At 39.6% G+C, this 12,956-nt stretch carries 17 protein-coding genes and 1 other annotated feature; of the genes, 16 read left to right on the top strand and 1 reads right to left on the bottom strand.

What is annotated here, in order from left to right; translation table 11 throughout:
* The first annotated feature begins 7 nt into the window (after positions 1 to 7).
* The 16 genes from FC36_RS00655 (at position 8) to FC36_RS00580 (ending at position 12,589) form a co-directional block, all read left to right on the top strand.
* Positions 8 to 232, top strand: a complete 225-nt coding sequence (locus FC36_RS00655; RefSeq protein ID WP_023858974.1) for a DUF2969 domain-containing protein — start codon at positions 8 to 10, stop codon at positions 230 to 232.
* A 149-nt stretch (positions 233 to 381) separates the two neighbouring features.
* Positions 382 to 1,542 carry an FtsW/RodA/SpoVE family cell cycle protein gene (locus FC36_RS00650; protein WP_420323916.1) on the top strand — a complete coding sequence of 387 codons (1,161 nt, stop codon included), beginning with the start codon at positions 382 to 384 and terminating at the stop codon, positions 1,540 to 1,542.
* Positions 1,543 to 1,552: 10 nt separating this feature from the next.
* Complete coding sequence (locus FC36_RS00645; protein ID WP_023858972.1) at positions 1,553 to 1,909, top strand: arsenate reductase family protein; 357 nt, start codon at positions 1,553 to 1,555, stop codon at positions 1,907 to 1,909.
* Between the two features lie 89 nt (positions 1,910 to 1,998).
* Complete coding sequence (locus FC36_RS00640; protein ID WP_025020227.1) at positions 1,999 to 3,318, top strand: bifunctional folylpolyglutamate synthase/dihydrofolate synthase; 1,320 nt, start codon at positions 1,999 to 2,001, stop codon at positions 3,316 to 3,318.
* Positions 3,311 to 3,970: an HAD family hydrolase gene (locus FC36_RS00635; protein ID WP_023858970.1), complete on the top strand. Its 660-nt coding sequence runs from the start codon at positions 3,311 to 3,313 to the stop codon at positions 3,968 to 3,970. The genes FC36_RS00640 and FC36_RS00635 overlap by 8 nt, the downstream gene beginning before the upstream one ends.
* Before the next feature lie 49 nt (positions 3,971 to 4,019).
* Complete coding sequence (gene radC / locus FC36_RS00630) at positions 4,020 to 4,697, top strand: RadC family protein (RefSeq protein ID WP_023858969.1); 678 nt, start codon at positions 4,020 to 4,022, stop codon at positions 4,695 to 4,697.
* 83 nt (positions 4,698 to 4,780) lie between these two features.
* Positions 4,781 to 4,990: a cold-shock protein gene (locus FC36_RS00625; protein WP_025020228.1), complete on the top strand. Its 210-nt coding sequence runs from the start codon at positions 4,781 to 4,783 to the stop codon at positions 4,988 to 4,990.
* Positions 4,991 to 5,152: 162 nt separating this feature from the next.
* Positions 5,153 to 6,157: a rod shape-determining protein gene (locus FC36_RS00620; protein WP_025020229.1), complete on the top strand. Its 1,005-nt coding sequence runs from the start codon at positions 5,153 to 5,155 to the stop codon at positions 6,155 to 6,157.
* A 76-nt stretch (positions 6,158 to 6,233) separates the two neighbouring features.
* Complete coding sequence (mreC, locus tag FC36_RS00615; RefSeq protein WP_025020230.1) at positions 6,234 to 7,085, top strand: rod shape-determining protein MreC; 852 nt, start codon at positions 6,234 to 6,236, stop codon at positions 7,083 to 7,085.
* Between the two features lie 10 nt (positions 7,086 to 7,095).
* Entirely contained in the window at positions 7,096 to 7,608 is a 513-nt protein-coding gene (mreD, locus tag FC36_RS00610) for a rod shape-determining protein MreD (RefSeq protein ID WP_023858965.1), read from the top strand.
* A 16-nt stretch (positions 7,609 to 7,624) separates the two neighbouring features.
* Positions 7,625 to 8,302, top strand: a complete 678-nt coding sequence (locus FC36_RS00605) for a septum site-determining protein MinC (RefSeq protein ID WP_023858964.1) — start codon at positions 7,625 to 7,627, stop codon at positions 8,300 to 8,302.
* Positions 8,303 to 8,321: 19 nt separating this feature from the next.
* Positions 8,322 to 9,131: a septum site-determining protein MinD gene (gene minD / locus FC36_RS00600; RefSeq protein WP_023858963.1), complete on the top strand. Its 810-nt coding sequence runs from the start codon at positions 8,322 to 8,324 to the stop codon at positions 9,129 to 9,131.
* A 52-nt stretch (positions 9,132 to 9,183) separates the two neighbouring features.
* Positions 9,184 to 9,428: a binding site (T-box leader), on the top strand.
* 41 nt (positions 9,429 to 9,469) lie between these two features.
* Positions 9,470 to 10,123, top strand: coding sequence for an amino acid ABC transporter permease (locus FC36_RS00595; RefSeq protein ID WP_023858962.1), 654 nt, complete (start codon positions 9,470 to 9,472; stop codon positions 10,121 to 10,123).
* Between the two features lie 17 nt (positions 10,124 to 10,140).
* Positions 10,141 to 10,782: an amino acid ABC transporter ATP-binding protein gene (locus tag FC36_RS00590; protein WP_023858961.1), complete on the top strand. Its 642-nt coding sequence runs from the start codon at positions 10,141 to 10,143 to the stop codon at positions 10,780 to 10,782.
* 14 nt (positions 10,783 to 10,796) lie between these two features.
* Entirely contained in the window at positions 10,797 to 11,642 is an 846-nt protein-coding gene (locus FC36_RS00585; protein ID WP_023858960.1) for an amino acid ABC transporter substrate-binding protein, read from the top strand.
* Between the two features lie 17 nt (positions 11,643 to 11,659).
* Positions 11,660 to 12,589: an alpha/beta hydrolase gene (locus FC36_RS00580; protein ID WP_025020231.1), complete on the top strand. Its 930-nt coding sequence runs from the start codon at positions 11,660 to 11,662 to the stop codon at positions 12,587 to 12,589.
* Between the two features lie 113 nt (positions 12,590 to 12,702).
* Here FC36_RS00580 and FC36_RS11465 read toward each other — a convergent pair whose 3' ends face one another.
* Complete coding sequence (locus FC36_RS11465; protein WP_420323915.1) at positions 12,703 to 12,780, bottom strand: hypothetical protein; 78 nt, start codon at positions 12,778 to 12,780, stop codon at positions 12,703 to 12,705.
* Positions 12,781 to 12,956: the final 176 nt, after the last annotated feature.

The following is a 12,956-nucleotide window of genomic DNA, read 5'->3' as shown; positions in this document are numbered from 1 at the left end:
TTTTTAAGTGTCAAGAAGAGAAAAAAATGTTGAAATTACTGAAACAGAAACTGTTGGAGTGGATGGTAATCCAGCGACAGAATTGAAGTTGGGCACTGAATCGTTAGGTTTGGTGACAGAAGATGGGGGTAAGACGGTTGCGGTCTTACCTTCGGGAGAAAAATTTCGCGTTTCTTCTCAAAGTGAAGCCATAACTTTATTAATTCGCGATTTTCACTTACACCGCGGGTAAAAATATTCTTAAGTTTGCCGACTGTTCCTTCTTTTCAGTCGGCTCTTATGTATAATTAACTTAAAATTTTGTCGTGTGCATCTATGCATAAAGGAGTTTTTTTAGTGAATACCAAAAATTTACATCGCGTTAAGGATGACGATGTTGAAATGCGTATTGACTGGGGGATAGTCTTTTGTATCCTGGTCTTAGCTGTAATTGGGATGGTTTCCCTTTATGTGGCTTTAAAACATGGGACTAGTACAGTTTCGATTTCGCGAACTGTTATTTCACAACTGATTTGGTATACATTAGGGGCTATTATGGTGGCTATCATAATGCAATTTGATGCTGAACAGCTTTGGAAGATAGCTCCTTTGGCTTACGGAATCGGGATTACCCTCTTAATATTAGTACTGTTTTTTTATAGTCGTTCTTATGCTGCTAACACGGGGGCTAAGTCTTGGTTTGCTTTAGGACCTTTTACTTTCCAGCCGTCCGAAGTTATGAAACCAGCCTTTATTTTAATGTTGGGGCGAGTCGTCACGCAACATAATTCCGAGTATGAGCATAGTTGGGAGTCCGACTGGTTGTTAATTGGAAAAATGTTAGCTTGGACTGCACCGATTGCCATCTTATTAAAGCTTCAAAATGACTTTGGGACTATGTTGGTGTTTATTGCTATCTTAGGTGGGGTCATTTTGATGTCGGGGATTACCTGGAAGATTATCGTACCAGGTTTTGCCGGAGCTTCAATTATCGGCGGTTTAGCTATTTTCTTAGTAGTTTATGACCGTACGCTCTTGGAAAAAATTGGCTTTGCAACTTACCAGTTTAAGCGAATTGACTCTTGGTTAAATCCTGCTGGTAGTACCAGTGGGGATAGCTATCAGTTATGGCAAAGTATGAAGGCCATTGGTTCTGGCCAACTGTTGGGTAAAGGATTTAATGTTTCTAATGTCTACGTACCTGTACGAGAATCAGATATGATTTTCTCTGTAATTGGCGAAAATTTTGGCTTTATTGGCTCTTGTCTCTTGATTTTCATTTATCTTTTATTGATTTTCCAAATGATTCAAGTGACCTTTGATACCAAAAATGAATTTTATGCTTATATTTCAACTGGGGTTATCATGATGATTTTATTCCATGTTTTTGAAAATATTGGGATGAATATTGGTCTGTTACCTCTAACTGGGATTCCTTTACCTTTTGTCAGCCAAGGGGGGTCAGCCCTTTTGGGAAATATGTTGGGGATTGGTTTCATTATGTCGATGCGTTATCACTATAAGAGCTATATGTTCTCAAATAATGAGATTGAGTTTAGATAGGGGGGTTCTTATGACGATGTTTTACTGTTATAAGCGTTGTTCGACGTGTAAAAAAGCCCAAAAGTGGTTAGATGACCACCAAGTGAGCTATGAAAGTCAAGATTTGGTGGATTTTCCCCCAAAAAAAGCTGATTTAATTGCTTGGATGACCAAGTATCAAGACCGAGGAATCCGTTACTTTTTTAATACCAGTGGTCAAGATTATCGCAAATTAGGTCTCAAAGACCGAGTAACGGAGATGACCATAGAAGAAGCAGCGGAAATGATGGCGCAAAATGGTAAACTTATCAAGCGTCCTCTGATGGTCAATGAGCACGCCTTAACTTGTGGTTTTAAGGAAGAAATTTATCAAGCGACCTGGTTATAAGAAAGAGAAGTCTAGGAATTCTAGGCTTCTTTTTTGCACTTTGGTAAGCTATCCAGTAGAATTAAGAATTAAGAATGGATGGTGATAGCATGTTTGTAAGAGATTATCAAGCTGCTTTGGATTTTATTCATGGTCGCACAAAATTTAAGAAGAAACCAACCTTGACGACTATGAAATTACTCATGGAAAGATTGGGGAATCCGCAAGAACAGTTGAAGGTTATTCACGTGACAGGAACCAACGGGAAGGGATCGACGACCGCTTTTATTCGGGAGCTACTCTTAGCTCACGGCTTTGAAGTTGGGACCTTTACTTCGCCTTTTATTGTAAAATTTAACGAAAGAATTGCCTTAAATGGTCAGATGATTAATGATGAGACGCTAGTGACTTTGGTGAATCAAGTCGGTCCTGTGGTAGCTGAGTTAGATGCTGAGCTTGGTGAACAGGGGCCGACCGAATTTGAAATCATTACTGCTCTAATGTTTACCTATTTTGGTCAGATAAAACCAGATTATGTTGTGGTTGAAGTGGGACTTGGAGGCTTGTTGGACTCAACAAACATTATTCAGCAGCCACTGGTTTCTGTAATTACCACAGTTGGCTATGATCATGCACAAATTCTAGGGTCAACCTTGCCGGAGATTGCTCAGCAAAAAGCGGGAATTATCAAGGCGAGTTGTCCTCTTGTTTTGGGTAAGGTTAGTCCTGAAGTCGCTCAAGTGATTAAAGCAGTCGCACGTGAGAAAAAAGCACCATACTATCAATTAGGCCAAGCATTTAAAAATCAAGCAACGGGGCTTAAAGATGGGCAAGAAAGCTTTATTTACAGTGATGATAGTTTTCATAAATTAGCCTTAGCGAGTGGTTTGTTGGGAGCTTACCAAGTTGATAATGCAACTTGTGCGCTTAAAGCCGTGAGTTTAGTAGCACAAGCGGAAAATTTTCAGCTTCAAACTAAACTTGTGAAGTTGGCCTTAGCACAGACAGCTTGGCCAGCACGGATGGAAAAAATCTTTACTCAGCCGCTAGTCTTTTTGGATGGAGCTCATAATCTAGCGGCTTTTGAAGAATTAGCAACAATGATTAAAAGTCATTTTAATGCCAATCACGTCTTCTTGATTTTAGGAATCTTAGCTGATAAAGAGCCCGAAAAAATGTTGACGATGATGGCTAAATTACCGAATGTCCAGTTGATTTTGACGGATTTTGATGCTTATCGTCAAGTTGCTGACCCGCAAAAATTAGCCACAAAATTACCACAGGCACAAGCCATCAGTCCGTGGAAAATTGCTTTTAAAACAGTGGTAACCGAACTTTTAGCAGATGAAAGTGATGTGATTATCTTTGCGGGTTCGCTATACTTTGTTTCAGAGGTACGTGCTTTTTTCAAGGAGGAAATGGATGAATAATTTAAAATTAATGTTATTTGACATGGATGGGGTCGTCTTTGATTCTGAGACTTTGTACTTTAACGCTAATCGAAATGTGGCTAAAAAGCTTAACATGTCTGGCTTTAACCTTGATTATTACCAACAATTTATTGGCGGTGGTGATGGTATGATGGTTGAGCAGATGACCCAGGATTATGGTAGTCGCGATTTGATTGAAGAGTTCATGGAACTTAGTCGTCAAGAAGTTTACTCTTTGGTAGAAATGGGACAACTCGCAGTAAAGCCTGGGGTTCGAGAATTGGTGACAGCTTTAAGGGAACATGAGATTCCGGCCATTATCGCTTCTAGTAATAATTTATCGGAAGTCAATTTTTTTATGGAGCATACCCAAACCACAAAATTATTTGATGATATTGTGACTGCAGATGATGTGGAAAAGACCAAGCCGGCACCTGACATTTTTTTAAAAGCTTGGCAAAAAGGTGGGCAACCGAATAAAGAGCATACCTTAATCTTGGAAGATTCTCTAAATGGGGTTAAGGCCGCCAATAATGCTCAGATTCCAGTAGTTATGATTCCGGATTACATTCAACCGAATGACTATGTGAAGCGACATACCGTTCAGGTTCTGGAAAATATGTACGTTTTAAAAAAATTTTTACAAATTTAACAAGTTTTACTCCCTTTTTGCGTATTTATATAATAAGGGGGTATTTTTAATGACGTTAATTAATGCATATCGACAAGATGATGTTGTTACCAAATTAACCAAGTGGGGTAGTGATTCTCTTAGCCAAAAAGAAATTTTACATTTTTTACTGGAAACCATGATGCCCAAACGTGTTGCTGCTAAAGTTGTGGCTAATTATTTTGAAAACTACAGTCACATTGCTCAACTACGAAATTTTACACCAGCTATGTGGCGTGGATTGATTGATGATGATCGTTACTGGCCGGTGCTAGCTATTTTACAAGCTTTTGCTCAAGCTTATCAAAAGCGACCTAAAGTCTCTTTGGGTGAAGTTTGTTCTAGTCGCGAAGTTGGCAAGTATATGAGTGAACGTTATGGTTTTGAAAAGCAAGAGCATTTGGTGGGACTATATTTAGACACTAAGAATCAAGTGATTGCCGAAAAAGTTATTTTTATTGGAACTCTGAATTCTGCTACAGTCCATCCCCGTGAAATTTTCCGAGAGGCTTTGGCGCATAGTGCAGCCCATGTGCTTATTGTGCATAATCATCCTTCGGGTAAGGTCACACCTTCAAAAAACGATTTACACTTAACCAAGCGCCTGGTGGATTGTGGGGAACTGTTGGGAATTGATCTTTTGGATCATATTATCGTTGGTGATAGTGACTATCTCAGCTTACGAGAAGAAGGAATTATAAAAAGTTAGTAAATCTTACAAATTCTGAGATTTTTTATGCAAAATCTGCTAAACTATAACCTGAAGTCTAAGAATGTTGCGAGGAAAATAAAATGTTAACAGGAACTGTAAGTCGCTTTAACTCAGATAAAGGTTTTGGGTTTATTGAGCTTGACGGAAATAAAGCTAATCCCATTTTTGTATATCGTAGTGCGATTATGACAGCTACCCGAACTTTAGCTAAAGGACAAAAAGTTAGTTTTCAAGTTGTACGTGGTTTAAAGAACGTGCAAGCCGTAATGGTCAAACCGATTGAGGATTAAATAATCATTAAGATTTGCGCCAAAAAAGACACAGAGACTGTTTATTTAGTATGCTTAGAATTGAGCTAAAAATAGTCTCAGTCACCACCTTAAGTGTGGTATAATTAATCTAGTATAAAGTGAAATAGTGCCATAATAGGCCTTGTGAAGGGATGGGAAACATTGTTCGGATTAGGAACAAAAAATATCGGAATTGATTTGGGTACTGCAAATACGATTGTCTACGTTGAAGGCAAAGGGATTGTTTTACGTGAACCTTCCGTGGTAGCAAAAAATGTTAGAACAGGTGAGATTTTAGCTGTTGGTTCAGATGCTCGGGATATGATTGGGCGGACACCTGGCGATATTGTCGCAATTCGTCCTATGAAAGATGGGGTTATCGCAGATTACGATACCACGATTGCAATGATGCGTTACTACATGGAAAAAGCCCTAGGAAACCGGGCAATGCACCCATATGTAATGGTGTGTGTGCCAAGCGGTGTTACTGAAGTTGAGAAGCGAGCCGTCATTGATGCTACTAAGGTAGCCGGGGCGCGTGATGCTTTTGTTATCGAGGAACCATTTGCGGCTGCTGTCGGGGCTGGTTTACCAGTAATGGATCCTACGGGGAGTATGGTTGTAGATATCGGTGGGGGGACTACTGATGTGGCGACTATTTCTTTAGGTGGGATTGTGTCTAGTCGTTCTATTCGGATTGCAGGTGACAAAATTGATGAAGCTATCACTTACTATGTACGTAAAACCTATAACCTTTTAATCGGTGAAAGAACGACTGAACAATTAAAGATTGACGTAGCTTCAGCTTCAGTAGATGCAGCTAAGGAATTAGAAGCGCAATCTATTCGGGGACGTGACTTGTTGACAGGGTTACCTAAAACTATTGAAATTCAACCGGTTGATGTGGCAGAAGCTATTCAAGAATTTGTGCAAGAAATTATTACAGCTGTCAAGGAAACTTTAGAGGAAACATCTCCAGAAATTTCCGCTGATGTGATTGACCACGGAATTGTCTTAACTGGTGGGGGAGCACTTTTACGTAACTTACCAGAAGTGATTGGTGAAGCTACTGAAGTACCAGTTTTCGTTGCGACTGATCCACTTGATTGTGTGGCCATTGGGACTGGTGAATCTCTCAAGAGTATCGAAGTTATGCGAAATAAGTAAGACTGGCGATTAGTCATGGCAATTAAGAGGTTGGAAAATCGTCCAGCCTCTTAATTTTTTGAATGGAGACTAAAAAATGCAAAAATCTTTTTTTAATAGAAATTTGGTCGTAATTTTAGTAGCGCTTATTTTCTCTTTCTTACTCATTGCTTTTTCGATTGGGATGAGAAATAATAGCGCTGCTCCTAGTTTTATCCAGTCTTTTGGAAATGACGCGAGTGCTGTGGTTGATCGGGTTGTCACGTGGCCGATTGCAAAGGTCAAAAATGTGGGGACTACGCTTTCGAGTTTAACAGATACTTATCAAGAAAATAAGCATTTGAAAAGCCAATTGAATACGCTAGCGCAGACCAAAGCGGAAAATCAAACATTACGGCAAGAAAATAAAAATCTAAAAAAACAAGTTAACCTTAACCGGACTTTGACCGACTATGGCCGGATTTCTGCTTATGTAATTACACGGAGTCCAAGTAGTTGGCAAAATCAAATTGTAATTAGCGAGGGTTCTAACGCTGGTGTTACAAAAAACTCTGCTGTCATGGTGGATCAAGGTCTGATTGGTCGGGTGGTAGAAGTTAATAAGTTGAGTAGTAAAGTGGAGCTGATTTCGACCACCAATGATAGCGCCAACCGTTTTGCCGTCCAATTGACCAATAGTGAAGGTCAAGTAGTCAATGGTTTAGTCACAGACTACGATAAGGACAAAGGGCAAATTGTGATGGGGCAAGTTACCCGCAATGTAAAAATAAAAAAGGGCACACGAGTGATTACCTCAGGTTTAGGTGGTACTACACCTAAAGGACTATATGTTGGTAAGGTAGTTCGAGTTTCTCAAGCAGGCGACAGTTCGAATACTAAAATTTACATTCAGCCAGCGGCCGATTTAAATAATTTGTCTGCAGTAACGGTTGCCAAAAGAGCAGATTAGGTGGGATAATATGAAATTAAAAATGTCTTATGTTTTTCCTTTAGGCCTCTTTTTGGCGCTTTTCTTGGATGGGAGTTTAAGTTATGTGGCCTCGGACACGCTATTTAATACCCAAGTTGAGATAGAAAGTCGCTTTATTTTATTATGGTTGGTCTTAGCAATTTGTTTTGTTCCTGATCTGGCTCATCCATATTTTTGGGCAACATTTGCGGGTTTGGTATTTGACAGTTATTATACTAGTATTTTAGGGATTATGACCGTGATTTTACCATTGGTAGTTTACCTTACTAAGGAGACGATGGCTTTTTTTAAAACCTCATTTTGGGTAGTTTGTTTGATGTATTTTATTGATGTTACCGTTGTTTCATTAGGTTTTTATTTATTCAATAACTTGATTGGTTTTACAGCGGGTAGTCAAGCAGACTATATTTTAAAGGTTTTGTGGCCAACCTTGACCTATAACATGGTCTGTTTTTTATTCTTATACTGGCCACTAAAAGAATTATTTACAAGGGTTAAGTAAGTGAAGAAGGTGCAAAATGAAGGCAGTTGTTTTAAAAGGCCGGACCGACGGCTATGAAATAAAAATCGCGCCCACTGCGGAATTTAAAATGGTAGTTGTTGAGTTAGAAGAGTTATTAGCGCACCTGGCTCAGGAAAATCGGACCAAGGATGGAATTTTAACTTTCCAAATTACCACGGGGCAGCGTTTATTCTTACCAGAAGAAAATCAGCAAATTGAAGCAGTTTTTGCGAAGTATGATAATTTGAAAATTCATAAGATTTCAGCTGATGTAATTCGCAAAGAAGATGCCTTAGAATTTATCGAAAAGCGTAATATTAAGCTAAATGGTGATACGGTCCGCAATGGCCAAGTGCTTGATTTACAGGGTGATGTCCTATTTGTGGGACAGGTACACCAAGGGGGGCTTTTACGAACAACGGGTAGCTTGTACATTTTAGGTAAAATCGAAGGGATTGTCCATGCAGGGTTTAGCGATAACTCAGCGGCGGTAATTATCGGTGAACTGGGATCTGCGCAACAAATACGAATTGCGGATTTGGTGGAAATCGTTGCCGACCATCCCCAAGAAAATTATGCGAAGAAGCAAGTAATCTACGTATCTGACTTACATAGTTTTGAAAGAACGGAGATTAGTGAATTAAGGACGCTCCGACCAAAGTCTTTTGTGACGATTGGTGCGTTGACGTTCTGAATTATGAGGAGGCCATTTTATGGGAAGAGCAATTGTTGTTACATCAGGTAAAGGTGGTGTAGGTAAGACGACCACTACGGCTAATGTGGGGACGGCTTTAGCCTTAATGGGCAAACGGGTCTGTTTAGTCGATTTAGATATTGGTTTACGTAATTTAGATGTGGTTTTAGGCCTAGATAACCGCATTATCTACGATATCATGGACGTAATTGAACAAAGAGCAAAATTACGTCAAGCTTTAGTTAAAGATAAGCGTTTCGAAGATAAATTATATCTCTTACCAGCAGCACAAAATACTGATAAAGATGCCTTGCAACCGGATGAGGTGAAGGCGATTGTTGATGAATTAAAAGAAGAATTTGATTATGTCTTACTTGATTGTCCTGCCGGGATTGAGCAAGGATTTGCTAATGCAGTTGTCGGGGCGGATGAAGCTATTGTGGTTTCAACTGCGGAAATTCCTTCCGTGCGGGATGCCGACCGTGTTGTTGGGCTGTTAGAAAAGTACAACTTAAAGGCTGCGCCAATGTTGGTTATTAGTCGGATTAAACGTCACATGGTAAAAAATGGTGAAATGATGGATGTTGATGAGATTACTCAACATCTTGGAATTCGCCTTTTGGGGATGGTCTTTGATGACGAAGGTGTGATTAAGGCTACTAATACCGGGGAACCTGTAGTGATGGATGAACAAAACATGGCTTCCCAAGGATTCCGGAATATTGCCCGGCGTTTAGAAGGTGAAACCGTCCCTTTAATGACAATGAAGGAAGAAGAGAAACAGCAGAGCTTCTTCGGTAAGTTGACAAGTTGGTTTAAACGAAACTAAATGTTGACAAAAGCAAAAATTGTCGGTAAGATTGACTTAATAAAAAATTCAGACAAAGACATCGAATAGAAGAGTAGTAGGACCGCTATTAGACTAGAGAATTCTGATCACCGGCTGTAAGTCAGAAATAATATGTGCTATGAACCACATCTAGGAGTTGTTAATTTGAACTTTAGTAGGATTGACCGGTCGTGCCCGTTACTACACAGACTTATCGCCAATGGCTGATAAGTTACTGAGCCTATTTTCGTGAGAAGATAGGGCATTGAGGTGGTACCGTGCGTTTGCGCCCTCTTGAGGAAACTCAAGGGGGCCTTTTTGTTTAGGAGGAGATTAAGATGAATTTAACATATATTTGGGAAATTTTGCCTTCACTGTTAAGTGGGGCAAGCTTAACCTTGCAATTATTTTTATGGACCTTAGTGGGATCAGTACCGTTGGGATTAATCGTGGCCTTAGGTTTAATGTCCAAATTCACCCCCTTGCGTGAATTATTAAAATTCTATGTGTGGTTAATCCGTGGGACGCCACTTTTATTACAATTGATTTTTGTCTTTTATGGTCTACCGATTCTTTCTAGCGCCCTAACCTTACCTCGTTATGAGGCAGCGGTAGTAACCTTCATTATCAATTACGCTGCTTACTTTGCGGAAATTTTCCGGGGAGGTTTACAATCGATTGATAAGGGGCAATACGAAAGTGCCAAGGTTTTACGCTTAAACTACTGGCAAACAATTCACAAAATTGTAGCCCCCCAAGTCTTTAAAATTGTCTTACCTTCCGTAGGTAACGAAGTTATTAATCTGGTTAAGGATTCTAGTTTAGTTTATGTTATTGGTTTGGGAGATTTATTACGGGCCGGAAATGTAGCCACAACCCGAGATGTAACCTTGGTACCTTACATTGTAGTCGCAATTATGTATCTTTTAATGACGGCGATTTTATCTTACCTCTTGCGGAAGATTGAACAACGTTATAGCTATTGGAAATAAGAAATGAGGTGGACCGAATGTTAGAGTTACGCGAAATTGTGAAAAAATATGGTGATCGTACCATTATCGACCACCTTAATTTAGAAGTCAAAGATGGTGAAATTTTAACCATTGTGGGTGAATCCGGTGGTGGAAAGACGACTTTGTTACGGTGCATTAGTGGCTTAGAAAAAATTAACAGTGGGCAGATTTTAATTGATGGTCAAAATTTTGACCCTTACCAAGCTAGTGATGATTCCGTGATTGGAGTCGTTTTCCAAGATTATAACCTTTTCCCTCACATGACAGTGCTAGAAAATATTGCTTTAGCGCCAATAATGGTTCTCAAAAAAAATAAAGCCATAGCTCACCAAGAAGCTCAAGAACTATTGGAACGTTTATCTTTGGGGGATAAGGGGCAGCTTTATCCTTATCAATTATCTGGGGGCCAAAAACAACGGGTTGCGATTGCGCGAGCCTTGGCTATGAAACCCAAGATTCTTTGTTATGACGAACCAACTAGTGCCTTGGATCCTAATTTAACCAAGGCGGTGGAAGAAATTATTTTAGACTTGAAAAAATCGGGGATGACCCAAATTATTATCACGCACGATTGGGATTTTGCTGAAAGAGTTTCTGATGAAACCTTAACCGTGAAACCACTCAAATTTGCTGACTAAGTGGGGTGGATAAAATGCAAGTAAAAATCAAAAAAATCATCTGTGCGCTGGTGCTCCTAGCTCTGACAGTTACACTAGCTGCTTGTAGTGATGTAACTAAGCGGGCTGATAACACTGATACCTGGTCCAAAATTGAAAAGCGGGGCAAGGTAGTTATTGGTTTAGATGATAGTTTTGTCCCTATGGGTTTTCGGCAAAAAGATGGTCGCCTAGTGGGCTTTGACGTTGAGTTAGCACGTGCCGTTTTCAAACGCCTTGATCTCAAGGTTTCTTTCCAAACCATTGACTGGTCTATGAAAGAAACTGAATTGCGTAATGGGACGATTGACATGATTTGGAATGGTTATACTAAAACCAAGGCTCGGGAGAAAAATGCGACTTTTTCACATACTTACCTTAATGATGAACAGTATCTTGTGGTTAAAAATAACAGTCATATTACCAATCCTCGAGGAATGAAGGGGAAAATTTTAGGGGTGCAAACTGGTTCATCTGGTTATCAAGCTTACACGGATTATCCTAACTTATTGAAAAAATACGTGGGTTCAACTGTGCAGTATGACAGTTATAACAATGCCTTTTTAGATTTGAATGCCAAGCGAATTCAAGGGCTCTTGATTGACAGTGTTTACGCTAATTACTATATTGCTCACCAAAAAGATGCCTCCAGTTATCGGAAAATAAAAGTGGGTTACCCTAAAGAGGAATTTGCCGTGGGAATGCGTAAAGGCGATGAAACATTAGAAAAAAAGGTTAATCGAGAGTTGCAGCGGATGGCCCAAGATGGTAGCCTAAAAAAATTAGCCCAAAAATGGTTTGGTTCCTCCAAAGAAGTAGCTTATCAGGATTTATTAAAATAAAGTAAGAGAGGAAAAACATCGTGAAAAATAAATGGTGGCGCTATTTATTGGGTGCTTTGGTAATAATTTTGTTGGGGGGTCTGGCTTACGGTAGTAACTACCTTGTGGATTTTGCTTTTACACGTAAAGATCCAACGCCGAGTATTGCTAAGAAAGAACGGGTCTTGGTTAGAGATCAGGCTTGGTTAAAAAAAGTTAGGAAGCAGACCTGGACCCAAATGGCAGCAAACAGTGATTTAAAACTCAAGGCAACTTATGTGCCAGCGACCAAAAAGACCAATAAAACGATTGTTGTAGCGCATGGCTATCATGAAAATCATGGGCGCATGGCCTCATATATCCGTATGTTTCATAATTTAGGCTATAATGTCTTAGCTCCTGATGATCGGGGGGCAGGACAAAGTCAAGGAAAGTACACAACTTTTGGTTGGTTAGACCGTTTGGACTATGTGAAGTGGATACAGCTGGTAGTCAAAAAGACTGGACAAGATGCGCAAATCGGTCTTTTTGGAGTTTCGATGGGTGGTGCTACCGTCATGATGACTAGTGGGGAAAGACTTCCTCGGCAAGTAAAGGCGATCATTGAAGATTGTGGTTATGACAGTGTGGAAAATGAATTGACATATCAATTAAAAAATTTGTTCGCTTTACCCAAGCAACCACTTATTACCACGGCTTCTTGGGTGGCGCGGTTTAAAGTTGGTTTTGACTTTTTACACGCTTCAGCAGCCGAACAATTAAAGCACAATCATTTGCCAATTTTCTTTATCCACGGTGACCAGGATAAATATGTACCAACCAAGATGGTTTATCAAAATTACCGCGCAAGCCAAGGACCAAAGCAACTATGGATTACCAAAAAGACTGCACATGCTATGTCTTACTATAATTATCCTCATGTTTACCGTACGAAAACAGCTGCGTTTTTTGCCAAATATCTAAATTAAAAAATCACCTGGTTTGAGTGCCAGGTGATTTTTGTGTCTTTTAGTATCATGGCAGTATCTGACTGCCAGTGCTAGAAGCTCGGTACTTCAGCACCGAGTTCATTCACGATGGTTTAGAAACCAAGGGTTTGTGCTAGTGGTAAGAGTGCGGCTAATAGAGTGATTAAAATCATTACCCACACGAAAACCATAGTAATTTTTTGAAAAGTAGATTTCTTCTTTTTTTTCACGGTGCTGTCCCCAATCGTAGATTTAGATTGTTTTTAGTATAACATAGAAAGAAAAAAATTCAAAAAATAGTCTGGATTAATAGGTGAACTATTGACAGCGATAGGCTAGTAATGAGAAAATTATTTCGTATTAATGA

The organism is Ligilactobacillus equi DSM 15833 = JCM 10991, from assembly GCF_001435735.1.
Taxonomy (GTDB): Bacteria; Bacillota; Bacilli; order Lactobacillales; family Lactobacillaceae; genus Ligilactobacillus; species Ligilactobacillus equi.
The sequence above is the reverse complement of the archived record's forward strand: the minus strand, read 5'-3'. Positions and strand labels throughout refer to the sequence as shown.